This window comes from Advenella alkanexedens, from assembly GCF_019132845.1.
In the GTDB taxonomy this organism is placed as follows: Bacteria; Pseudomonadota; Gammaproteobacteria; order Burkholderiales; family Burkholderiaceae_B; genus Advenella; species Advenella alkanexedens.
In genome coordinates, this window is sequence record NZ_JAHSPR010000005.1 from 19630 (window position 1) to 42642 (window position 23013).

The 23013-nt window shown below is 50.5% G+C and carries 23 protein-coding genes; 20 read left to right on the top strand and 3 right to left on the bottom strand.

Annotated features, from left to right (window positions below; translation table 11 throughout):
* Both KU392_RS07700 and KU392_RS07705 read left to right on the top strand, forming a co-directional pair.
* The gene (locus KU392_RS07700; protein WP_217735019.1) at positions 1-1218 is read left to right on the top strand and encodes a CaiB/BaiF CoA transferase family protein; all 1218 of its coding nucleotides are present in this window, start codon (positions 1-3) and stop codon (positions 1216-1218) included.
* Positions 1215-2381, top strand: a complete 1167-nt coding sequence (locus KU392_RS07705; RefSeq protein ID WP_217735020.1) for an acyl-CoA dehydrogenase family protein — start codon at positions 1215-1217, stop codon at positions 2379-2381. Before KU392_RS07700 ends, KU392_RS07705 begins: the two co-directional genes overlap by 4 nt.
* A gap of 77 nt (positions 2382-2458) precedes the next feature.
* Here the strand turns inward: KU392_RS07705 and KU392_RS07710 are convergent, their stop codons facing one another.
* Positions 2459-3235: an IclR family transcriptional regulator gene (locus KU392_RS07710; RefSeq protein ID WP_217735021.1), complete on the bottom strand. Its 777-nt coding sequence runs from the start codon at positions 3233-3235 to the stop codon at positions 2459-2461.
* 169 nt (positions 3236-3404) lie between these two features.
* Between KU392_RS07710 and KU392_RS07715 the strand changes: the two genes are divergently transcribed.
* From KU392_RS07715 to KU392_RS07780, 14 genes are all read left to right on the top strand, one after another.
* Positions 3405-3674 carry a Flp family type IVb pilin gene (locus KU392_RS07715; RefSeq protein WP_189385101.1) on the top strand — a complete coding sequence of 90 codons (270 nt, stop codon included), beginning with the start codon at positions 3405-3407 and terminating at the stop codon, positions 3672-3674.
* The gene (locus tag KU392_RS07720) at positions 3674-4999 is read left to right on the top strand and encodes a hypothetical protein (RefSeq protein ID WP_246587379.1); all 1326 of its coding nucleotides are present in this window, start codon (positions 3674-3676) and stop codon (positions 4997-4999) included. The genes KU392_RS07715 and KU392_RS07720 overlap by 1 nt, the downstream gene beginning before the upstream one ends.
* Positions 4996-5730: a pilus assembly protein gene (locus KU392_RS07725; RefSeq protein ID WP_169294593.1), complete on the top strand. Its 735-nt coding sequence runs from the start codon at positions 4996-4998 to the stop codon at positions 5728-5730. The genes KU392_RS07720 and KU392_RS07725 overlap by 4 nt, the downstream gene beginning before the upstream one ends.
* The gene (locus tag KU392_RS07730; protein WP_217735022.1) at positions 5731-6435 is read left to right on the top strand and encodes a hypothetical protein; all 705 of its coding nucleotides are present in this window, start codon (positions 5731-5733) and stop codon (positions 6433-6435) included.
* Positions 6435-7415 carry a Flp pilus assembly protein CpaB gene (gene cpaB, locus KU392_RS07735; protein WP_217735023.1) on the top strand — a complete coding sequence of 327 codons (981 nt, stop codon included), beginning with the start codon at positions 6435-6437 and terminating at the stop codon, positions 7413-7415. Before KU392_RS07730 ends, cpaB begins: the two co-directional genes overlap by 1 nt.
* Before the next feature lie 25 nt (positions 7416-7440).
* The gene (locus KU392_RS07740; RefSeq protein WP_246587380.1) at positions 7441-8901 is read left to right on the top strand and encodes a type II and III secretion system protein family protein; all 1461 of its coding nucleotides are present in this window, start codon (positions 7441-7443) and stop codon (positions 8899-8901) included.
* Positions 8902-8929: 28 nt separating this feature from the next.
* Positions 8930-10690 carry a TadA family conjugal transfer-associated ATPase gene (locus KU392_RS07745; protein ID WP_217735024.1) on the top strand — a complete coding sequence of 587 codons (1761 nt, stop codon included), beginning with the start codon at positions 8930-8932 and terminating at the stop codon, positions 10688-10690.
* Positions 10691-10716: 26 nt separating this feature from the next.
* Positions 10717-11562 carry a type II secretion system F family protein gene (locus KU392_RS07750; protein ID WP_169294588.1) on the top strand — a complete coding sequence of 282 codons (846 nt, stop codon included), beginning with the start codon at positions 10717-10719 and terminating at the stop codon, positions 11560-11562.
* A gap of 60 nt (positions 11563-11622) precedes the next feature.
* A complete protein-coding gene (locus KU392_RS07755) occupies positions 11623-12450 on the top strand; it encodes a type II secretion system F family protein (RefSeq protein ID WP_287812107.1) in 828 nt (275 codons plus the stop codon).
* The gene (locus KU392_RS07760; RefSeq protein ID WP_169294587.1) at positions 12450-12794 is read left to right on the top strand and encodes a DUF192 domain-containing protein; all 345 of its coding nucleotides are present in this window, start codon (positions 12450-12452) and stop codon (positions 12792-12794) included. Before KU392_RS07755 ends, KU392_RS07760 begins: the two co-directional genes overlap by 1 nt.
* A 315-nt stretch (positions 12795-13109) precedes the next feature.
* Complete coding sequence (locus KU392_RS07765; protein WP_217735025.1) at positions 13110-14912, top strand: acyl-CoA dehydrogenase; 1803 nt, start codon at positions 13110-13112, stop codon at positions 14910-14912.
* Between the two features lie 281 nt (positions 14913-15193).
* Complete coding sequence (locus KU392_RS07770) at positions 15194-15427, top strand: hypothetical protein (RefSeq protein WP_217735026.1); 234 nt, start codon at positions 15194-15196, stop codon at positions 15425-15427.
* 257 nt (positions 15428-15684) lie between these two features.
* Positions 15685-16062: a 50S ribosomal protein L19 gene (gene rplS / locus KU392_RS07775; protein ID WP_169294585.1), complete on the top strand. Its 378-nt coding sequence runs from the start codon at positions 15685-15687 to the stop codon at positions 16060-16062.
* An 85-nt stretch (positions 16063-16147) separates the two neighbouring features.
* Positions 16148-16867, top strand: coding sequence for a CoA pyrophosphatase (locus KU392_RS07780; protein ID WP_246587381.1), 720 nt, complete (start codon positions 16148-16150; stop codon positions 16865-16867).
* 71 nt (positions 16868-16938) lie between these two features.
* Here KU392_RS07780 and rsgA read toward each other — a convergent pair whose 3' ends face one another.
* Both rsgA and KU392_RS07790 read right to left on the bottom strand, forming a co-directional pair.
* The gene (rsgA, locus tag KU392_RS07785; RefSeq protein WP_169294584.1) at positions 16939-17826 is read right to left on the bottom strand and encodes a ribosome small subunit-dependent GTPase A; all 888 of its coding nucleotides are present in this window, start codon (positions 17824-17826) and stop codon (positions 16939-16941) included.
* A 4-nt stretch (positions 17827-17830) separates the two neighbouring features.
* Positions 17831-19096 carry a M48 family metallopeptidase gene (locus KU392_RS07790; RefSeq protein ID WP_217735027.1) on the bottom strand — a complete coding sequence of 422 codons (1266 nt, stop codon included), beginning with the start codon at positions 19094-19096 and terminating at the stop codon, positions 17831-17833.
* A gap of 57 nt (positions 19097-19153) precedes the next feature.
* Between KU392_RS07790 and orn the strand changes: the two genes are divergently transcribed.
* Genes orn through uvrC form a run of 4 tightly spaced genes read left to right on the top strand, consistent with a single transcriptional unit; the run spans position 19154 to position 22997 of the window.
* On the top strand, positions 19154-19699 hold the full coding sequence (gene orn, locus KU392_RS07795; protein WP_217735028.1) for an oligoribonuclease: 546 nt from the start codon (positions 19154-19156) through the stop codon (positions 19697-19699).
* A 23-nt stretch (positions 19700-19722) separates the two neighbouring features.
* Entirely contained in the window at positions 19723-20157 is a 435-nt protein-coding gene (gene acpS, locus KU392_RS07800) for a holo-ACP synthase (protein WP_169294581.1), read from the top strand.
* A gap of 1 nt (position 20158) precedes the next feature.
* Positions 20159-21205 (top strand): beta-N-acetylhexosaminidase, encoded by a 1047-nt coding sequence (gene nagZ / locus KU392_RS07805; RefSeq protein WP_169294580.1) that lies wholly within the window; start codon positions 20159-20161, stop codon positions 21203-21205.
* Positions 21168-22997, top strand: coding sequence for an excinuclease ABC subunit UvrC (gene uvrC / locus KU392_RS07810; protein WP_169294579.1), 1830 nt, complete (start codon positions 21168-21170; stop codon positions 22995-22997). The genes nagZ and uvrC overlap by 38 nt, the downstream gene beginning before the upstream one ends.
* The last annotated feature ends 16 nt before the right edge of the window (positions 22998-23013 follow it).

Below are 23013 nucleotides of genomic sequence, written 5' to 3' on the forward strand. Positions count from 1 at the left end.
ATGAATAATCATCATGAACCAAACCCAGGGCCATTGAGCGGCATCAAAGTACTTGATTTAAGCTCGGTGGTTATGGGGCCGTTTGCCACCCAGATGCTGGCTGATTTGGGGGCAGATGTGATTAAGATAGAGCCGCCATCTGGTGACAACATGCGAAAAGTGGGCCCAATGGTTAATGAAGATATGGGGGCACTTTATTTACATTTGAACCGTAATAAGCGTTCCATTGTGCTTGATTTGAAAACAGAGCAGGGTAGGTTGGCTTGCCTGGCCCTGGCAAAAACGGCAGATGTGTTTCTGTACAATGTGCGTCCGCAGGCCATGGCGCGGCTTGGACTATCTTATGAAGACGTTTGCGCGGTTAATCCTGCCATTGTTTATGCCGGTGCCTACGGTTTTGGGACTGACGGCCCCTATGCAGGAAAACCGGCTTATGACGACCTGATCCAGGGCATGACCGGTATCCCCGTCTTGTACGAGAAAAACTCGGGTGATGAGCCTCGCTATGTACCCTTGACGTTGGCAGACCGGACTATTGGCCTGCAGGCTGCCATTGCCTGCCTGGCCGGTGTCATCCAAAGCCGGGCGTCGGGCAAAGGCCAGTCAATCGAGATTCCCATGTTTGAGGGGATGAGCCAGTTTGTGCTGGGGGATCATCTGGGCGGAAAAACATTCGTGCCCGAGAAAGGGGACATGGGTTATGCCCGTTTGCTGGCCACGCATCGCAAACCATATAAAACCGCCAATGGCCATATCAGTGTATTGATTTATAACGATAAACACTGGAAAAATTTCCTGCTTTTGATTGGTCGGGAAGATTTGCTGGAGGGGTCCATATTCTCCAGTCATTCGGTGCGTGCCGACAATATTGCCGAGGTCTACAGTTTTGTGGCGCAGATTCTTGCTGAAAAAAACAGCGAATACTGGCTGAATTGTTTTGCCCGGGCGGATATTCCGGCGGCTCCTTTATACAGTGTGGAAGATTTGGTGGAAGACCCGCATATCAAAGCGGTTGAGCAGGTTGTGGAAATGGATCATCCGACCGAGGGACGGATTCGTACCCCGGGCACGTTGGGCAAATATTCGGCAACACCTTTAAAAATATACCGCCATGCGCCCAGTCTTGGTGAGCATACCGAAGAAGTTTTAAAAGAAACGGATCTGGATCAGTCGGTGATTGATTCTCTGATTAATAATACAGGAAGAAGTAAACCATGAATTTTGAGCTGAACAACGACCAGCAGATGCTGGTGGAGGCAGTAGAAAACTTATGTGCCGATTTTGATGATGATTACTGGCATGCCAGGGATGCTGATGGCCAATATCCTGAGGAGTTTTACAAGGCACTGGCTGAAGCGGGCTGGCTGGGCATTGCCATGCCTGAAGAGTATGGTGGTGCGGGCCTGGGAATGACCGAAGCCGCCTTGTTGATGAAAACCATCTCCCGTTCCGGGGCCGGTTTTACCGGTGCATCGGCTGTGCATATGAATATTTTTGGCCTGAATCCGGTGGTGGTGTTTGGTTCGGAAGACTTAAAACAGCGTGCCCTGCCACCCCTTATCCAGGGCAAGCAAAAAGCCTGCTTTGCCGTTACTGAACCCGATGCCGGGCTGGACACCACCAAGCTTAAAACCAGAGCGGTCAAACAGGGCAATAAATATATTGTTCATGGTCGTAAAATCTGGATTTCCACCGCCCAGGTGGCAGATAAAATGCTGTTGCTGGCACGTACTACCCCGCTTGAAGACGTCAGCAAGCCTACCCAGGGCCTGTCCCTGTTCTACACAGATCTTAATCGTGACTATGTTGAAGTGCGTGAAATTGAAAAAATGGGACGCAAGGCCGTGGATTCAAACATGCTGTTTTTTGACGGACTGGAAATTCCCGAAGAAGACCGGGTGGGTGAAGAAGGGCGGGGTTTTGAATATATTCTTCATGGCTTGAACCCGGAACGGATTCTGATTGCTTCCGAAGCGGTGGGGCTGGGACAGGTTGCCCTGCAAAAGGCCACCCGGTATGCCAAAGAACGGGTGGTTTTTGGCCGGGCTATTGGTGCCAATCAGGGAATTCAACACCCGTTGGCACAGGCCTGGATGCATCTGGAGGCCGCAGACCTGATGGTCAGCAAAGCCGCCAGTTTGTATGACAGCAATAAACCGTGCGGTGAATTTGCCAATACAGCCAAATATCTGGCCGCTGAAGCGGCATTCAATGCCTGCCAAACGGCCATTCAAACCCTGGGGGGGATGGGGTATGCCAAGGAATACCATGTAGAGCGTTATTTACGCGAAAGTTTCATTCCGCGTATTGCCCCGGTCAGTCCGCAGCTGATTATGTGTTTTATTGCGGAAAAGGTACTGGGCCTGCCCAAGTCATATTAAATGAACCCAGGTTAAACTGATCTGGCTGCGCTTCAAGCATAAAAGCGTGCGAAGATCTGCTTGCCGGTTCATTCTGTTCAGGCGGATTTTTCAATAAACGTACTGATGACTCTTAGTTTTTGGGCGAAGTCTTCCAGATTCGCCTGAATCCGGTACAAGGGTCCGGCAATCGAAATGGCATAGTAGCTGCCAGAAAGCTTGACTGGCCAAGCCAATGCGCCCACATCGGGAATGGATTCACCAAAATTTCCAAACCAGCCCCTTTGCAATGATTGTTCGATGTCTGCCAGAAAAGCCGCTTTGCCAGCAATGGTTTTGGTATTGAAGGCGTGAAAAGGAAGATGGCTTAGCACTTCTTCCTTTTCATCGTTACCCAGGGTTGAAAACAGGGCCTTACCCAATGAGTTTGCATTAATTTCTTTTTGCTCACCGGCCATTGCCACATAATGAATCGGATTGGCGGAAGGCAAAACTTCCAGATAAAGTACTTTTTGGTTGTTATGCAATTTGCCAATCACCACCGTTTCATTCGTGATGTTGCGCAACTCTTCCAGGCTTGGGTAAATACGTTCCAGAATGGGGTCAGCAGCGGATATTTTCTGTGCCATGGCCAGCAGCCGTCCGGTAGGGTAGTAACCGGCCCTGCGATTGGTTTCATACAAATACCCCAAACTGACCAGTGTCCTGATAAGCGCAAGGCAGCTCGACATGGGGGCATTCAGCAATTTCGCCAATTCAGATAGCGCCAGGGGACGGCATTCCTTGGCGAAAATTTCAATGATTTCAATCACCCGAAGCGCCGTTTTGACATTGGTTTCTTTGGATGCTTGGCGTGGGATGGGTTTATCTGTCATGGCACAGGCAATAATTCAAATGGATGAAGGCAAATTATAGGGGGTGTGCGCTCATTTGCAAAATGGTCCTGTTTGTCCATGATGCTTTTGGCTATTTCGGTTTTTGCGAATTGTTGATCCATGAGGGTGGTAGCAAACTATGCCTGTTGCTATTTATAAGGAGAACCCCATGAAAAAAGCCCGTTTCAGGCAGCGCGGACAAGGCATGACCGAGTATATTATTATCGTTGCCCTGGTGGCCATTTCCGCAATTGCCGTGTATCAATTGTTTGGTCAGGTCATTCGCTCGCAAACCGCGGCCATGGCCAGTGAATTGGCGGGTGAAGACGGTACCGAGTATTCCGCTTCCGCACAAAATGCCGCACAGGCCGCTTCGGCGCAAACCACGGCCAAATCCCTTAAAAGCTTTACCGGCAATGCAGGTTCGGGCGGGCAATAATGGCAATGCTCCCCAGTCATGCAGCAAGGCAAACTCATGGGCAGTCTGGTCAGGCGCTTGTGCTGGGGATACTGTTGCTGGGGGTTATTGCCATTGCCATTAATGCCCTGTTCAGCACTGGCAGGCTCATTGGTGTCAAGGCGCGTCAGCTTAATACGGTCGATGCTGCCGCGTATTCGGGGGCGCTTATTCAGGCCCGTGCCCTGAACATGCAGGCTTATATCAATATTGCCCAAATTGGTCATCAAATGGCCATGGCGCATTTGGTTACCCTGGGGTCTTGGGCAAAATTCAGTGCCACGCAGGGTCAGCAGGCCAGTGCCGGAAATCCACCTGCCTATTTAATCGGCATGATGTTTGGTAGTGGGCATCTACAGGCCTATCAATCTGCCCGCAAGGCACGGGCCATTACCACCATTGCCAGTCCAGGCAATGAGTTGTTTCAGGCTTTTGAAGCGCACGACAAAGCGGTACACCAGGTGCTGCAGGCAGCCAGTCTGGCGATTGACAAAACACTAGAGTCCGCCCGTAACCGGGCTATCGAGAAAGTGATTCTGGCCAATTATCCAGAATCCCATATTCGTGAGAATCTGTCCTGGGAAGTCCAGCATGACAATTTGCAAGGGTTTTCTGCGGTTTTTGAGCCCACGGGCAATTATCGCTCATTAATCGGGCAGGTGGCCGGTGTGTATCGTTTTCTGGATGAGCGCAATCATGTTCGCAAAAATGCATGGATGGTGAATGATAAATGTCCCTGGAAACGTCATGAATTAAGGCGCAGGGGGCAAACCGTCCTGGATGAAAAAGGAAATTGGCAGTCTATCGACACCGAGTCTTATCATGCCTTGCGTTCGAATCGCTGGATTGGCTGTTATTTCAGGGAGTATCCCATGGGATGGGGATGGGTGCCTGGCAATGCCAACAGCATGGCCATGGATTTGCCTCACACGCAGACACCGCCCGATAATTTTTCCGGGATGGATTTCTGGCGTTGGGTAAGGCAAGCCACCCAATGGAATATTTATGGTGGCAACCAGAACCCGCTGGCCAATTCACGTGCAGTGGCGGCTCGCCAGCGCTGGCAAGGTGGTGGTCTGGCCAATTATGTGGATATTGCCAATGCCGGTCGTCAGTCTTCGGTGGCATTCACGCTTTCTTTGACTCGCAAGAACGCATGGGGGCATGACTTTACGGTTAACAGTCGGGCACAAACTTTTTTTGAAAGGCCTCAGGCACGCACTGACAGGCGGATTGAAAAGGCCAATTTTTGGCACCCATTCTGGCAAGCGCGTTTGGTTGATACAGAACTAAAGGTGGTTGAATGAAACGGACATTGCAAAGTGGTCAGGCCCTGGCCGAAGGTTTGGTGATCATGCTGGTTTTGTTGCTGTTCTTTGTGGGAATGGGTTGGCTGGGGCGTTTGCTGGATATGGGGTTGCAGGCTTCGCATGCGAGTCATTATGGGGCTTTCCAGCTGAGTCGGGAAATTCCCGATATTAACAAAGCTGAACTGGCCTCCCGTTTTTTGCTGGGTCCGGAAAAAAACTGGCGAGACCGCCGAGGAAATTTATTGCTGAGCAATAATGCCATTGCCGTGACCGTAGATCATAGCGAAAAACTGAGTGCCTTTATGCAGCCAGGCGCAAATCATGAACAGGCCTCATTGCTGCGTAAAGACTGGGAAATTGAGGATCCGGGTCTGGCCAGGCTGGCGTTAAGTGTAACACCCATGTTTGCTGCGGCACGCAAACAGCCCGAGGCCAATGCAGTGCTTGGTTTGGGACTTGATTTTTTCGATCATTTTTCGCTTTCCATCAAGCGGCATACCAGCATTCTGACAGGTGCCGGGCATGCTGCCAGTGATCAGGCCGCGCATACCCGGTCTTCAGTTAGTCAAGAAGGTTGGCAAAACGCAGCTGGCCTGTCCTATGCAAGTGGCCGAAAAATTCAATCGTTTGCACAAAGCGTAGATGCTCCCTGGGATCGACCCCAGCCCGTATTGGACTGGCTGCAACCCTGGCAAGGCATGTTGCCGATCCATCACCTGGAGCAATAAATGATCAGGCCACTAATACGGATTTTGGTTTTAACGGTTGGCATGACATTGGCCATGCCGGTTTGGGCAAAAGAAAGTTTGCCACAAATATCCAGTCGTCTGTTGCGTTCATTAAAAATTGAACAGTTTGACCTGGCGCAGGAAATGAAACTGTTTGGGGAACCGGCCATGACCGTTGTATTTACCCGGGACCAGTCACTGGATAGCTTTATGCGGCAAATTCAGGAAGAGCAGACGGTTTTCCGTTATGCAGACGTGATCGCTGATCAGGTTTTTTTGCATGCAAGTCTGACACAGGTGCATGTCATGTTGCGTCTGTTTGCCACTGCTGAAAACAGTTTCAGGGGTGAATTAAGTCTCATTGAAAATCAGTCATCAGCCACTTTAAGCCAGTCATCTTTCAATGAACGGGTGGCGGCCAGGTTTTTACCGTGGATACCGGCAGGTGCACAATTGTTGATGGATATCGAATTACCCGGCAGGGAAAAAGTGCTGCAACAGCTTTATTGGCTAAACCAAAGTGCCGGACAAACGCGGCATGAGTTGAAGGCCCGTTTGCTGGCCAGTCAATGGGTGCCAGACAGTGAAGATTTACTGGAGCAGGGTGTTTGGCATAAAGGCAATCAATCACTTTATGTCTTTGTACATGCAATCAAGGCAGGGACAGGTGTTTATCTGATGAAAAAAAACAAACAGGCGGAGTAATGAAAAAGCGTAAATGGCTGAATAAAACGACCGTGATGGTAGGAGTGGCTGTATTGGCGGGCTTGTTTGCCGCTTGGGCGGCCAGGGAGTACTTGCAGGACAAGATCAGGCAGATCGAACAGGAAGCCCAGGTCAAAACCATTCAAAGAGTGGTGGCGGCTTATGACTTGCCTGAGGGTACCCGTATAGAAGCGGTACACGTGGCTGTACGTGAAGTCCCGGAGCCATGGGTGGTAAGCGGGAGCCTTGCACCTGAAGAGTTCATTCAGATAGAGGGACAGCTTATTACCACAGCGTTAAAAGTCGGAGACCCGGTTTTATGGGCCAATGTGGCAAAGGCTAAAAATGCACCGTTTTCCGCCAAAATCAACCCGGGAAGAAGGGCAGTCACCATGCCGGTGGATGCGATCAATTCTGTATCGGGCATGCTGGTGCCCGGTGATCTGATCGACCTTTACGTGTCTTTCGAGTATCGCAAGCGGCAAATTACCGCACCATTGCTGCAAGGGGTATTGGTGATGGCAACCGGCCGGCAAAGCAAAAGCGGGTATGCCGAAGGCCTTGAAGACAGTGGCGCTGACCAGGGTTATTCAACCGTCACGCTGGATACGGCCCCAGAGGAGGCGGCCAAACTGGTGGCTGCCCGTCAGGCGGGCATGATTACGGCCTTGCTCAGAAATCCGGAAGATAACAAGGCAACCCAAAAAGCGGTGCGGGGAGATCTGGCCAGTATTCTGGGCATTGCCACGCCACCACCGCCTGTCAGGAAAAAACCGGCCGTTATTTATGGTGATGATGCCTTAAGGAAGTTGCCCGGTCTGGCTCTGCCGCCCAATCCTGAAACGGCCGGTAAACGGGATGAGCGTGGCGTATTTGAGTTGCCCGTGCAAGACGATATTGTCAGTGCCTGGATTAATACATTGCCTGATTCAATGCAGACGGCAAGCGGTGCACAGGCGGATTTTGTAGTTGAGCAGTAACCAGGATGGATGAGGAGTGAAGTTGATGTTGGCAAGAAAAACAAAAGCGGTCATATTGAGAATGATCGTCGGGTGGTTAGTGATCATGCTTGCCGGGCCGGCTTGGTCGGCGGATGACCCGGTTCATTTGCGCTTGAATATTGGTGATATACGGGTTTTGCCCATACCTGATATTGCCCGTATCGCGGTAGGAGATAGCAAGGTGGTTAATGCGGTCAGCGATGATGACCGCGAAGTGATTGTGTTTGCCAAAGACCAGGGGCAAACCACGTTGCAAATCTGGGACGTGCACGGAGAGCGTCAGATTTTTCAGATTGTTGTGCAGGCGGCGGAAGAACAAAAATTGATGCAGGATATCCGGCGCATTCTGGTGCGGATTCCCAAAGTACGTGCCAGTATTGTTGGTGACAAAGTGATTGTCGAGGGTGACAGCCTGACTGATGCCGATCGTGAGCGGGTTGGTATTTTGGCCAAACACTATCCGCAAATCATTGATATGACCAGCCAGGTGGGGTGGGACCAAATGGTGTTGCTGGATGTGCAAATACTGGAGTTGCCGCGCAATTATCTGCAGGAGCTTGGCGTGCGCTGGAATCCGGCGTCAGCAGGCGGGTTCAATGCAGGCATGACCTGGGATGCCGCTTCTTCAAAATTGTTTGAACGGGTCGGTGAGCAGGTCATGAATGTATCGTTTCCCATGAATAATCCAGCCGGTTATTTTGGTGTCAGTGCCGTGCTTTCATCCACCATTCAGGCTATGGCAACCCAGGGTGAGGCAGTGGTTCTGGCGCAACCTCAGCTGATGGCGCGCAGCGGGTCTACCGCAGAGTTCCTGGCGGGTGGCGAGGTACCGTATTCAGTGACTGACAATAATGGCAATACCCAGACTATTTTCAAACCCTATGGCGTGAGTCTGTTCATTACACCCCGGATAGAAAAAAACGGTACGGTGCGCTCAAAAATCAATGTCGAGGTCAGTTCAGTCGATGCCTCGCTGAACCTGGCTGGTGGACCAGCCCTTAAAACCCGCCGTACATCCACCGAATTTAATGTCCAGTCCGGAGAGACATTGGTGCTGGCCGGGTTCATTTCGCGTGATCAGGTCCAAAACAATGACAAGGTGCCGGGTTTTGGGGATACCCCCATTTTGGGAGCTTTGTTCAAGTCCCGTAAATTCCAGAACAATGAATCGGAACTGGCGATTTTTGTCCGGCCTGTGGTGGTGTCTGCCGATAACAAGGATTTGCAAAAACGTGTCAAGCGTTCAAAGCTGATTCTGGATAGTACTTTTGAGGCAGGCCCCGTGCTTAATGTACATGTAAAAAGCGAAGCACAGGAAGATGAAAGTATGGCTCCCGATACAAAAACAGCGAATGAGAGCAAGCCACGACAGCGTAAATGGCAGGGCAACAAGTTGCAAGGTTCAGTATGGAATCCGGTTCTTGATGCCCCGGTAACCGGTATTCGGTTCAGGAAAGCAAGGTAATTCATGATGAGTGGAAAAGGAGCGCGCCATGCTGAGAATTGAAATGCAGTTTGAAGATGGTAAAAAGGAAATCAGGGAAATACCATTGCCATTTGATATTGGTCGTTTGGCCGGATGTGGGTTGCGATTGCGCAGCTGGCGTGTAGCCAGGAAACATGCCCGGATGGAGGTCAGGGATGCGGGAGTATTTATTGAAGATCTGGGAGCGATTACCGGTACTGTCTTGAATGGTCAGCGAATAAGCTGTCACGGGCCTTTGCAGGAAGGCGATGAGATTATTATTGGCCCTTGCATGATGAAAATAAGGCAAATCAGTCATTTGAGTAATCATCAAGGCTTGCAAGGTGGATCAGAGCGTATCGCCAGTGCAATGAAAAGTCAGCTTTCAGATGGGGTCGTCTCAGAGGAAGAATGGGCGGCAAAGTCTCAGGCATTCACGGTACAGAAGATGCCCCAATCATCTGGGTCTGTCCGGGAAAAACCACGGCAAGATCTGGCACAAGACTTGTATATCCGTCGGCGGCTCCACGGAGCCTTGCTAGAGGCGTTGGATTTGCGTCGCCGGGATGTTTCCATGATGAGTGACGAGGCGCTCAGGAGCGAAGCGGGGGGATTACTGGACGAAATTATCCGGACCGATGAAGAGATCCCTCCCGACGCAGACAGACAACGACTGATGCAGGCGGTGCTCGATGAAGCGGTGGGCCTGGGGCCCCTTGAGCCTTTGCTGCAAGATGCCAATATTACCGAGATTATGGTAAATCGTCATGATGAGATTTATGTCGAGGAAAATGGCCGTTTGCAACGGCATCATGCCGCATTCAGTTCGGAGCAGGCGGTAGTGGGCGTTATAGACCGGATTGTGGCGCCTATTGGCCGGCGTATTGATGAGAGTTCTCCCATGGTGGATGCCCGGTTGGCCGATGGTTCCCGGGTCAATGCGATTATTCCACCGATTGCCCTGAAGGGGGCAAGCATGACGATCAGGAAGTTTCCCCAGCGCCGTCCCGGCATGCAGGACTTGTTGAAACTGGGTTCACTGGACCCCTGTATGAGTCGTTTTCTGGAATTGTGTGTCCGGCAGCGTAAAAACATAATTGTTTCGGGGGGAACCGGTTCTGGCAAAACCACTTTGTTGAATATTTTGTCCAATTGCATTCCGGCAGATGAAAGGATTGTCACGATTGAAGATGCCGCGGAATTGCGGCTTAATCATGAGCATCTGGTCGCACTGGAGGCGCGTCCAGCCAACCTCGAGGGAAGGGGGCAAGTCATGATTCGTGATTTGGTGCGCAATGCCCTTCGCATGCGTCCAGACCGGATTGTGGTGGGCGAATGTCGTGGGGCGGAAGCCTTCGATATGCTGTCGGCCATGAATACCGGGCACGAGGGCTCATTAACCACCTTGCATGCCAATACCCCGCGTGATGCTCTGTCACGGCTTGAGACCATGATTTTAATGGCGGGAATGGACTTGCCACTGCTTGCGGTGCGTGAGCATATTGCTGCCAGTATTGAATTCATTATTCAGCAAACCCGCCTGTCCAATGGGCGTCGGGTGGTAACCTCAATTGTCGAGGTGGGCGGGTTGGAGAACGGCATTATTAAAACCCAGGAGATATTTTCCTTTGAACGAAAAGGTGGAGGTGTTTTTGTGGGGGCAGGCATTGTTCCCAATTGCTTTGAACGGATGAGACAGGATGGGCTTGATTTTGACCCGACGCTGTTCAGCCAGCGTCATGAGGGCAGTGCTCATGCGGCCTCATTCAACGATATCGTTATGGAATGATATGGGCCCCGCGTATGCAAAATAGCATGATCTGGTTTGTATTGGTGTTGTGCAGTGTTGCTGCTGCCATTCTGTTCTGGTTTGCCTTGAAATGGTTTCTGAGCGCTTTCAGGAAGTATGAACATGATTTCAAGTACCAGACCCAAAAAAGTCTGGGTGATTTTTTCCTGTTTTTTGATCCGGTGCAGTTGTGGGTATTGGCTGTGCTAATGGGCGCGTTGACCGTTATTCTGGTCTGGTTGCTGTCTAATAGCTTGCCGGTTGCTGTGGTGATGGGGCTGGTGATGTTGATGGCGCCACGTCATGTGCTGTCTGTGTTAAGAAAACGTCGTCTTGAGCGGTTTGACCGCCAATTGCCGGATATGTTGTTGTCCCTGTCTGGTGCGCTGCAGGCTGGAACAGGCGTGCAAAATGCCCTGAAGTTGCTGGTCGAGGAAGCACCGTCTCCCTTGGGACAGGAGATTGGTTTGATGCAGCGGGAGCAGCGTCTGGGGTTGTCATTTGAACAGGCCTTGGACAACCTTGCTCAACGCATGCCTTCGGAAGCAACCGGGTTGGTGGTGTCAGTCCTGAAAATCGCGACTCAAAACGGGGGGAATCTGTCCGAAGCATTGGATCGGATCTCTCTGACATTACGTTCACGGATACAGGTTCAGGGACGCATCAAGGCGCTCACTTCTCAAGGAAAAATGCAGGCCTGGGTTATGTCCAGCCTGCCCGTTGGCCTGATGCTGGTGCTTAACGTGATTGATCCGCAGTCCATGCGGTTTTTATGGGAAACACCTATAGGTTGGGTTGTGCTGGCCGTTATTGTGGTGCTTGAGGTGGCCGGGGCATGGATGATTAGAAAAATCGTGTCCATAGATATTTAGGAGCAGAAATTGAAGTTCTGGTTAAGTATAAGTGCTGCGGGGGTTTGCTTATGTTTGTGTGTGCTTCTGTTGCTTCGCCCCGGCATGCAAGGTGCCTCATTGCCCTCGGGGGATGCACATCCCTGGATGTTGAGGCTGCTTTGGCCATGGATAGATCGTATGGGGCATTTTGTGCAACCATTTTTACCCTGGAAGTACCGGCTTCGGGTTGACAAAGAGTTGCGTCATGCAGGACTGGAACGCAATCTGACTTGCATGAATATGAGCGCGTTGCAGTTGCTGGCCGGACTGACTGGCACTTTACTGATGATGTGGGTGAGTGTTCGTGTTTTATCACGGCCTTTGGGTTTGTCTTTGCTGCTTGCCATAGTGCCAGGCCTGTTTTGTGGCTGGTTACCCCGGCACTGGCTGCGTTTGCGGGGCAGACAAAGGCAGCGGCAAATATTGAAGGCTTTTCCCTTCATGCTTGATATGACCACTTTGTGCGTGGAGTCCGGGCTGAACCTGCAGGGGGCACTTATTCAGACAGCCCGACTCAGTCCTGAAGGACCTTTGCGTCAGGCGCTTGGGCATGCGCTTAATGATATGCGTGCAGGCATGCCCCGGCTGGATGCCTTGCGGGCCATGGCAGACCGTACCGGGGTGCAGGCTTTGCGTCAGTGGGTCACGGCCATGGCGCAGGCCGATGCATTGGGTATGGGGCTGGGGCCCATTTTGCGGGCGCAATCCGATCAACGACGTTCGGAACGCTTTCTTCGGGCAGAAAAACTGGCCATGGAAGCACCTGTCAAAATGCTGTTGCCTTTGGTGTTATGTATTTTTCCCTGTACATTTATTGTGATTGCCTTTCCAATCGGCATGAAACTGCTTCATTCAGGCCTGTCTTAATGCAACTGTCTCAGGCAAACACCTTCTGGCAGCGCTTCAAGGGCCTGCTTGGCAAAAAAAACTGGCCTGCCAACCAGGTATTATTGATTCGGCCCTGCAGCAGCGTACATACCGTGGGCATGCGGTTTTCCATCTGCGTGATTTTTCTGGGCCGTGATTATCAGGTGCTTAAAGTGATTTCTTTCCTGAAACCATGGCGGTTTGCCTATTGTCGCAAGGCATATTGTGTGCTTGAGCTGGCAACAGGCGTTTTGTCTGATGATGAGGCACTTGCCTGGGAGCAGGCATGTTGTCTGGCTGAAGGTTTTTTTCAGCAGATATCTGAAAAGCGGACAGGCAACTGATGCAATGGCTGGCGTACACCAGAGCAACACCGCTGAATTGATATCCTCTCCGCCCTAAACGGCGGGGCCTGTCGCGCACCGGGTCAATCAGACTCGTTTTAAAAATAAAAACGCCAATATATTGTTTTATATTAAATTTAAAACCCGCGATCGAAACAAATTTTAACAGTTTTATCGTAGAATAAATCGTTTATATTAACCAGACTTGGGTTTTTTTTCTGGTAGCCAGATGTGGGCCGTTTTATATTGGTTTTTTGGCCATCGAAATTGGTCAGGTCGTTTTTTTGAATTTATAACTATTGAGCAGGGACAAAAATGAGCTATAAAGCGCCAATTGAAGATATTGTCTTCAATCTTAAAGATATGGGTTTGTTGAACGATGTTTTGCCATTGCCCGGATTTGAAGAGGTCTCCGAAGATGTGGTAGAGGCGGTGCTAGAGGAAAATGCCCGTTTCGTGGAAGAGGTGGTGGCACCATTGAATGTGGTTGGCGATCGCGAACACTCCATCTGGAACGATGGGCATGTCAAAACCCCGCAGGGTTTTAAAGAAGCGTTTGAAATTTTTGCCTCGGGTGGTTGGCAAGGTTTGCAGCATGATGCTGAACATGGTGGGCAGGGCTTTCCCAAAGTCGTGGCGGCAGCCACTTCTGAAAACCTGAATGCAGCCAATCTGTCTTTTGCCTTGTGCCCCATGTTAACCGATGGCGCCATAGAAGCCATTACCCAGGCAGGATCCCGGGAACAAAAGGAAACCTATATTCCTCCCATGCTTGAAGGGCGCTGGACCGGCACCATGAACCTGACCGAGCCGCAGGCCGGTTCGGATCTGGCATTGGTGAATGCCAAGGCTGTTCCCCAGGATGACGGCAGTTATCGTATTTTTGGCCAGAAAATTTTCATTACTTACGGAGAGCACGATATGGCAGAAAATATCGTGCATCTGGTGCTGGCCCGTACGCCAGGTTCACCGGTGGGTATCAAGGGAATTTCACTTTTTATTGTGCCTAAATTCCTGGTCAATGAAGATGGCAGCCTGGGTAAACGCAATGATGTATGGTGCGCTTCCCTGGAAGAGAAGCTGGGTATCAATGCCAGTCCCACTGCAGTGCTGTTGTTCGGCTCAGGCAAATCGGAAGAGGTGGGTGAGGGGGCGATTGGTTACCTGGTAGGCCAGGAAAACCAGGGTCTGCAGTATATGTTTGTCATGATGAATGCGGCCCGTTATAACGTGGGTATCCAGGGTATCGCCGTTTCCGAACGCGCCTTGCAGCAAGCTCAAGAGTATGCTCAGGAACGGGTCCAGAGCAATGCCCTGGAAGGGTCTGCCGGGCCAGTGCCCATTGTCAATCATCCCGATGTGCAGCGCATGCTGGCCACTATGCGTGGCCTTACCGAGGGTGCCCGTGCGGTTGCCATGTATGCGGCCCGTGCCAATGACCTGTCAGTCAATCATCCGGATGAGTCCGTCCGGGCCAGTAACAAGGCGGCTTATGAGTACCTGGTGCCTATCGTAAAAGGGTTTTCTACCGAAAATGCCGTTGAGGTTTCCTCGCTGGGTGTACAGGTGCATGGAGGCATGGGTTTTATAGAAGAAACAGGTGCTGCCCAGTATTACCGTGATGCCCGTATTTTATCCATCTATGAGGGTACCACGGCTATCCAGGCCAATGATTTTGTGGGTCGCAAAACCTTGCGTGATGGCGGTGCCGTTGCCAAAGGATTTGTCAAAGCCATGCATGAAACCGTGGCTGAGCTTAAGCAGGCAGCCAATAGCAGCAGTCAATCGGCTTTTATTGCCACCCGTCTGGACATTGCCATTCAAGCCTACGAGGCCAGCATTGATTATGTGCTTGAGACTGCCAAAGCGGGTAATGTGCGTGCTGTTTTCATGGGTAGCGTGCCATTTTTGATGCTCTCTGGTTATGTGCATGCCGGTTGGCAACTGGCACGTGCCGCGCTTAAATGCCAGGGGCGCGACGAAGCTTTTTACAGGCAAAAACAGTCTACGGCCGTTTTTTATGCCGCGCATTTGTTGCCTCGCGTCTCCGCATTGTCAGCAGCTGTACAGGCTGGCGACCTGGCCCAGGAAAGCCTTGCTTATTTGAAAACGGTTTAAACCGCTTGTTTTGCCGGCTTTTATTGGGCCCGAATCCTCGCGATAGCAAGTAAGCGCTTGTTGTTTGCACGGATATAAGACCGCTTGCTCCTTTTGGGGCAGGCGGTTTTTTTGTTGTGTTTTCACCAAGGAGAAAATAATCACTTGCCAAAATTACTGTATAAATATACAGTACAGGTTATCGCATGCATAGTTGCGATATCCCAGGTTAGGGTCCTGGTACTTCTGCCGGGTGTGGCTAATGCCATATCCGGCAGTCCCGAACTTTCAGGAGGCTATAAATGCAAGCAGGTAAACTTTCTTCATCAGGTTCAATCAATCGTCATATGGCTAACGACATTTCCTGGTCCCCATATGATCAAACGTATGCCATGTTAAACAATCTCAAGCATCATTGCCACCCCCGTAAAAACCATTTGTCTTTAGGTCGAATGTTTATGGACGTTTGTTCCGCACTGGTATGGGCAGTGGCCATACCCCTTGTGTTGTTTATTGGTACCATGGCAGGGTATTAGCCTAGTATTAGCCAATATAGTACTCAATAGCACCCGAATGTTGTGAAAATATTACTTTTTCTGGTCTGTAAAAAGGTGCTTAATGTCTTAAACATAAGAAAACACTGGCATTTATCCGTTTAAGGATATATAATTTTCTGCTTTATTGTATTCATCCTCTGGCGGCTTTGCGGGTAAAGGGTTATCTGCAAGTACGGCGTAAAAAATAAATGCTTTGTATCAGTTTTTAGCCGTGTATGATGATTTAAGGAGTTCTCATGAACCTTATCGAACAACTCGAGAAAGAAGAGATTGATCGCCTGACTGGTGGTACACCAGCTGTTGAGTTTGCACCGGGTGACACAGTTATCGTTAACGTAAACGTGGTTGAAGGTACACGTAAACGTGTGCAGGCTTACGAAGGTGTTGTTATTGCCAAGCGTAACCGCGGTCTGAATTCTGCTTTTATCGTACGTAAAATTTCTTCCGGTGAAGCCGTAGAGCGTACATTCCAGTTGTATTCTCCCACCATCGCTTCCATCGAAGTGAAACGTCGTGGTGATGTACGTCGTGCCAAACTGTACTACTTGCGCAACCGTTCCGGTAAAGCTGCTCGTATTAAAGAAAAACTGGTACGCAAAACAGTGGCAGCATAATTTCATTTTTTATGAAATTCAGTTGTCCCTGAAGGAAAAAGCACCTATATTTATAGGTGCTTTTTTTATTTCAGAGGATTTTTATTTGTCGAAAGAAATTATCAGGCCCCAGCAAAAAATAATATTGCCATTTGATCCGGTTATTCAGCCTTGGTCTCCGGCCAGTGAAAACCTGTCTGCGGTGCCAGGCTCATTGTTGACCCCCGATTTATTTCAAAAGGCTTTTGATCATCGTTTTGTCTGGCAGGCAGAGTCGCTGCTGCACGACTGGAATAATGTCAAATTCACAGAACAGCAAACGTATATAGATGCGGCTGTCCTGTTGCCGCTGGTTTATGTCAACAAAGAAATTCATGTTATTTTGACAAAACGTTCCCCTCGGCTGAAAAAACATGCCGGTCAAATCAGTTTTCCTGGAGGACGGGTTGAGGCAAGCGACCCCTCTGCCAAAGATGCCGCTTTGCGTGAGACGGAAGAAGAAATTGGTATTCCGGCTTCCAGTATAGAGGTGGTTGGCCAGTTGCCAGACCTGTTTACCGGGACCGGTTTTCTGATGAAGCCCTATGTGGGCTGGGTTGATGAAGGGTTTTCAATCCAGAAGGACAGTAACGAGGTGGAAGAGGTGTTTTATGTCCCCTTGTCTTTCCTTATGGATCCACGCAACCACCGTTTGCACAATGCAAAATTGCCCGATGGCACGATCAGAAATTATTTTTCAATGCCTTGGAATTCTTATTTTATCTGGGGTGCAACGGCCTCGGTTATCAGAAATTTGTATCATCGCCTGCACCAGGCAGCCATTTGAGCAAAGCAGGTAAAACCACCAGGATTGCCACGGCATAAGCGAGGGGTGGTTTTGCCCGTTTTTTCTTTTAATCAATAGCGTTTTGCTGACTGGCTTTCAAGCAGGATACGCTCATAAAGCTCATGGCGCTTGCTGTTTATTTTGCCGTCTTTCAGCGCAGCCAGCACGCCACATCCCGGCTCATGCAAATGGGTGCAATTATAAAAGCGACATGATTCAATATGTTCCTTGAATTCAGGAAAGCCATTGGCAATATCGGTTTGTGCCAAATGGTAAAGACCAAATGCCTGGAAGCCGGGCGAGTCAATAAGACAGCCGGTTTGGCCGGGTAAGTGATACAGCCGTGTGCTGGTTGTGGTGTGTTTGCCGGTACCCAAAGCTACCGAGTGCGCCTGGGTGTGCGCTTTGGCATCTGGAATAAGCACATTTAAAATGCTTGATTTGCCCATGCCGCTTTGCCCAAGCAACAGGCTGGTTTTGTCTTTCAGCAAGGGTAGCAGGTCGCGCTTTAACTGTTCGGGCTCGTAAATACTGCATGAAATAATCGGAACGCCCATCTCACGGTAAATTCCAAGGGATTCCTGCGCGCGGGCCAAACCGCTTTCCAGATCGCATTTGTTCAGCAGGATGATGGGGCTGATGTTTGCACTCCAGGCGCCGGTCAGGGCACGTCCGGTAAGATCATCAGAAAAAACCGGTTCGGTGGCGACCACAATGAGCAACTGGTCTACATTGGCGGCAAACTGCTTGGAACGCATTTCATCCGAGCGGTAGAGCAGGTTTTGTCGTTCCAGGGTTTCTTCAATGCTGCCTTCGTCCTCTCCCTGGGGTTGAATGCGAACAAAATCGCCAACGCAGATGCCGGTTTTTTTGCCACGGGTGTAGCATTGCCGCAGTTGACCGTTTTCAAGTTCAACCTGGTAATGACGGCCATGGGCGGAAATTACGCGTCCTTTCATGTGTTTACGCCTTTGAACCGGTTAACAAGTGCTGGATACGGACAGAGGCCGGTGGATGGCTGTCATAGAAGGCCGAGTGTATCGGATCAGGAGTGAGTGTGGCGGCATTGTCATCATAAAGTTTGACCAGGGCTGAGACCAGTGATTGGGCTTCGGTTTGCTCACTGGCATATTGATCGGCCTGGAATTCGTCTTTACGGGAAAACCAGCTTGCCAGCGGAGAGAGCAGGAAGGTAAATACCGGCACGGCCATGAAAAACAGAATGAGTGCCAGCGCATCATTGCTGTGCATGAGTGCCGGGGGGGCACCCAGGCCTTCGTAAAACCAGATGGTGTTTTTGACATAACCTAACAAGGCAAAAAACACCAGGGCAACAAAGAAGCTGATGGCCATTCTCTTGATAATATGTTTGTGTTTGAAGTGACCCAGCTCATGGGCAAGCACGGCCTCAATTTCAGGACCATTGAGTTTGTTCAGCAGAGTGTCAAAAAACACGATGCGCCGTGATTTGCCAAAACCGGTAAAGTAGGCATTACCATGGGCAGAGCGTTTGGATCCATCCATGACAAACAGGCCATTTAGCGTAAACCCGCAGCGCGAAGCCAGTTTATTAATGCGTTCAGCCAGTTCGGGGTTATCAAGCGGGGTGAATTTATTGAATAGCGGTGCAATAAATGTGGGGTACAAATACAGGATAAGTACATTGAATCCAACCCAAAGAGCCCATGCCCAGAGCCACCAGGCGTTGCCGGCTTCAGCCATTAGCCATAAAATGGCGGCCATTAAGGGCAGGCCAAGAATCAGGCTGACTATAATGCCTTTAATCGTATCGCTGATAAACAGTTTAAATGTCATGCGGTTGAAGCCGTATTTGGCCTCTAACTTGAATTGACGCCATAAACTGAAAGGCAGGTGCAGCAGGCCGGTAATAATGCCAATGGCGGCAAGCAGGGCCAGTTGTCGCCACATGTCGCCTGAAATTTGTGTTTGCAGGAAAGCATCCAGCAGATGTAAACCACCTAATAAGGTAAAGCTGATGAGTATCATTGCGTCAAATATCCACTCGCCCATCCCCAGTTTCATGCGTTCAATCGTATAATCAGCTGCCCGCTGGTGACTGCGCAGGCTTATTTTTTCAGAGAATTCTGCAGGAACCGCGTTGCGGTGCTGGCTGACGTGACGGATTTGACGGCTTGACAGCCAAAGTCTAACGATGGCTTCGAGGCCAAGAAACAGGATAAATAAGAGTGTAAACAGCGTTGTTGTCATATGTTAATGATTGCTCTGTGCGAAAATAACGAAACTCAGTATTAAGGATAAATGAAAATGGCAGTAAATGATTTGCGTCTGGTTTGGCTGGATATGGAAATGAGCGGTCTGGATCCTGAAAAAGAAAAAATCCTGGAGATCGCCGTTGTGGTTACCGAACCGGATCTGACTATTGTGGCTGAAGGGCCTGTATTGGTTATTCATCAACCTGATAGTGTATTAGATGCCATGGATAAATGGAATACGTCCACCCATGGTAAAAGTGGATTAATCCAAAAAGTTAAAGATTCCACTTTAACAGAAGAGCAGGCTGAAGATATTTTGATTGAGTTCCTGTCCAAATATGTGCCGAAAGGTGCATCTCCCCTGTGTGGCAATACCATTAGTCAGGATCGGCGTTTCATGTTCAAGTACATGCCTCGTTTTGAACAGTATTTCCATTACCGCAATCTGGATGTCAGTACGCTTAAAGAACTTTCCCGCCGTTGGAAACCCGAGGTTTACAAGGGTTTTGCCAAGAAAAGCAAGCACGAGGCGCTGGCCGATATTCATGAGTCGATTGAGGAAATGAAGTATTATCGGGAACACTTCATTAAAGTGTAGATGTATTGGGGACTGGCGAAGACATGCAGACACTAATCGGACAGGCGGGCCCGCAGGGAATTGCCGGTATTGGCACAGACCTGATTTATATTCACCGGATACAGTCGTCTTATGACCGTTTTGGCATGCGCTTTGTAAAACGCATCCTGGGGCCAGGGGAAATCCTCAAGTTTGAGAGGCGCTACACGCGTGATGCGGCCCGTGGCATCCGTTTTCTGGCCACTCGTTTTGCTGCCAAAGAGGCTTTTTCCAAGGCCATTGGCTTGGGCATGCGCATGCCCATGTATTGGTCCGGGATGCAAACCCTGAATGCGGCCAGTGGCAAGCCCGTGGTGGTGCTGGCTGAACCGCTTAAAACCTGGTATGAACAACGGTTTGGTACGGCACATGTGTCAGTTACCGACGAATCTGATCTGGCCATGGCATTTGTCCTGGTTGAATCTAAAAAAGGACAATAAAATGCAATCATTGGCAGTACCGCCCGGACCCGTTATGGTTGATGTGCAGGGCACGCAGTTAACCCAGCGCGAAAAAGAACGTTTGCGTCACCCGTTGGTGGGGGCGGTTATTTTGTTTGCCCGCAATTATGAAAGCCCCGAACAGCTAAGTGCACTTACCCGGGAAATCCATGAAGTCCGGAAAGCGCCTCTGCTGATTGCGGTTGACCATGAAGGGGGGCGGGTACAGCGTTTCAAAACCAACGGTTTTACACACTTGCCCGGCATGCGCGAATTGGGGTGTTATTGGGAGAAGGATCCGCAGTCGGCCATTCGTGCCGCCACTGAGCTGGCTTATGTCATGGCGGCCGAGTTGCGTGCCTGTGGGGTGGACTTTACCTTTGCACCGGTACTCGACCTTGACTATGGGGTCAGTCAGGTGATTGGCAGTCGTTCTTTTCACCGCGATCCCAAGGTGGTGACCACATTGGCGCGAGCCATTATTCAGGGGCTTTGCCTGGCGGGTATGGCGGCCTGTGGCAAACATTTTCCGGGGCATGGCTTTGTGGAAGCCGATTCCCATTTGGCCATTCCGGTGGATGAGCGTACCCTGGATGAAATCATGAATGAAGATGCGCTGCCATACCAGTGGCTGGGTGATATGGTTTTGCCCGCTGTGATGCCCGCCCATGTTATTTATCCCAAGGTTGATAATTCACCTGCCGGTTTTTCCCGGAAATGGGTGCAGGATATTCTGCGCCGGCAACTTGTCTATAATGGGGTGGTGTTCTCTGATGATCTTACGATGGAAGGTGCATCGGTCGCTGGCGATATCGTCGCACGTGCGCAGGCAGCCCTGAACGCCGGTTGTGATATGGTGCTGGTGTGCAACCGTCCTGACCTGGCTGATGAATTGCTTGAACGGCTTGAATTTGCCATTACAAGCGAGTCCATTGAACGGATTCAGCGCCTGATGCCAGCCATGCCTTTCATGAATTGGGAAGCCTTGCAATTGAATAAGCGGTACCAAGATGCCCGAGCCTTTCGACATAAAATCGTTTCTGAGTGACCTGCCTCATTTGCCGGGTGTTTACCGACACCTGGATGAAAATGGTACGGTCCTTTATGTGGGCAAGGCGCGTGACCTGAAGAAAAGGGTTTCTTCCTATTTTCAGAAAACCCCGTCCAGTCCGCGTATTGCCCATATGGTGGCCCGCGTGGTGCGTCTGGAAGTCACTGTCACGCGCTCCGAGGCCGAGGCCCTGATTCTTGAGAATAATCTCATTAAATCATTGCGCCCGCGCTATAACATCTTATTCAGGGACGACAAATCCTATCCCTATTTAATGGTTAGCGATCATGCGTTCCCGCGGATTGTGTACTATCGGGGCAGCACCAGCAAGAAAGGGCGCTTTTTCGGACCCTATCCAAACTCCTGGGCAGTGCGGGAAACCATTCAGATCCTGCAAAAGGTGTTTCGTTTGCGCACCTGTGAAGACACGGTCTTTGCCAACCGTTCCCGTCCCTGTTTGCTGCATCAGATCGGGCGCTGTTCCGCATCTTGTGTGCAGGCGCTTTCCGAAGATGCTTACCGGCAGGACGTGGAAAGGGCTGTGCGTTTTCTGGATGGTCAGGCCAGTGATGTGATTGATGATATTGAGAAGCGCATGATGGCGGCTTCCGATGCACTTGAATTCGAGCAGGCTGCCGTTTTGCGCGATCAGATGCATGCCCTGGCCACGGTTTTGCACCAGCAATCCATGGAAGAAGCCGGTGGTGGTGATGTGGATATTATTGCGGTTGAAATGCTGGGCGGCAAGGTCTGCGTCAATTTGGCCATGGTAAGAGGCGGGCGGCATCTGGGTGACAAGGCATTTTTTCCGGCACAAACAGATGGCGATACGCCTTCTGATGTGTTAAGTGCCTTCGTGGCACAGCATTATCTTGATAATGTGATGCCTGCCTTATTGGTTTGCTCTCACCCCTTGTCTGAACCGGAATTGCTGGATATGCTGAATGAGCATGCGGCAGGCAGGGTGAAGGTGCGGTTGCAGACGCGTGTTCAGGGTATTAAAAAAGCCTGGCTTGAACAGGCAGTGAAAAATGCCCAATTGGCCTTGTCGCGGGTGTTGTCCGAGTCGACGGCAAAAGCGGCCCGTACGCGGGCGCTGGCCGAGTTGCTTGGGCTGGATACCGATGAGAATGCACTGGATGACATTCGGATTGAATGTTTCGATATCAGCCATACTGCCGGAGAGGCTACCCAGGCTTCATGTGTGGTTTATCTTCATCATGACATGCAACCTTCGCAGTATCGTCGTTACAATATAGCGGGTATTACACCGGGTGACGATTATGCCGCCATGCGCCAGGTGTTGGAACGACGCTTCTCAAGAGTGGCCGATGCGGAATCTCCCATGCCAAACGTGGTGTTGATTGACGGCGGCAAGGGTCAGGTTGAAATTGCCCGGCAGGTATTTGAAGAGTTGGGTCTGGATACCAGCGTGATTGTTGGTGTGGCCAAGGGTGAAGGGCGTAAATTGGGACTTGAAACCCTGGTATTTACCGATGAACGGGAACCGGTGGCGCTTGGTTTGGGTTCTCCGGCCTTGATGCTGGTAGCACAGGTGCGTGATGAGGCGCACCGCTTTGCCATTACCGGCATGCGGGCCAAACGGGCCAAAACCCGTAATGTATCCAGGCTTGAGGAAATCGAGGGAGTGGGTACCAAACGCAGACAAAAGCTGCTGGCACGTTTTGGTGGTTTTTCTGGTGTGGCAGCCGCCAGTATTGATGATTTGCGATCGGTGGAAGGAATTTCGCAGGCTTTGGCAGAACGTATCTACGAATCACTAAGATAGTGGTAGGATTACACAT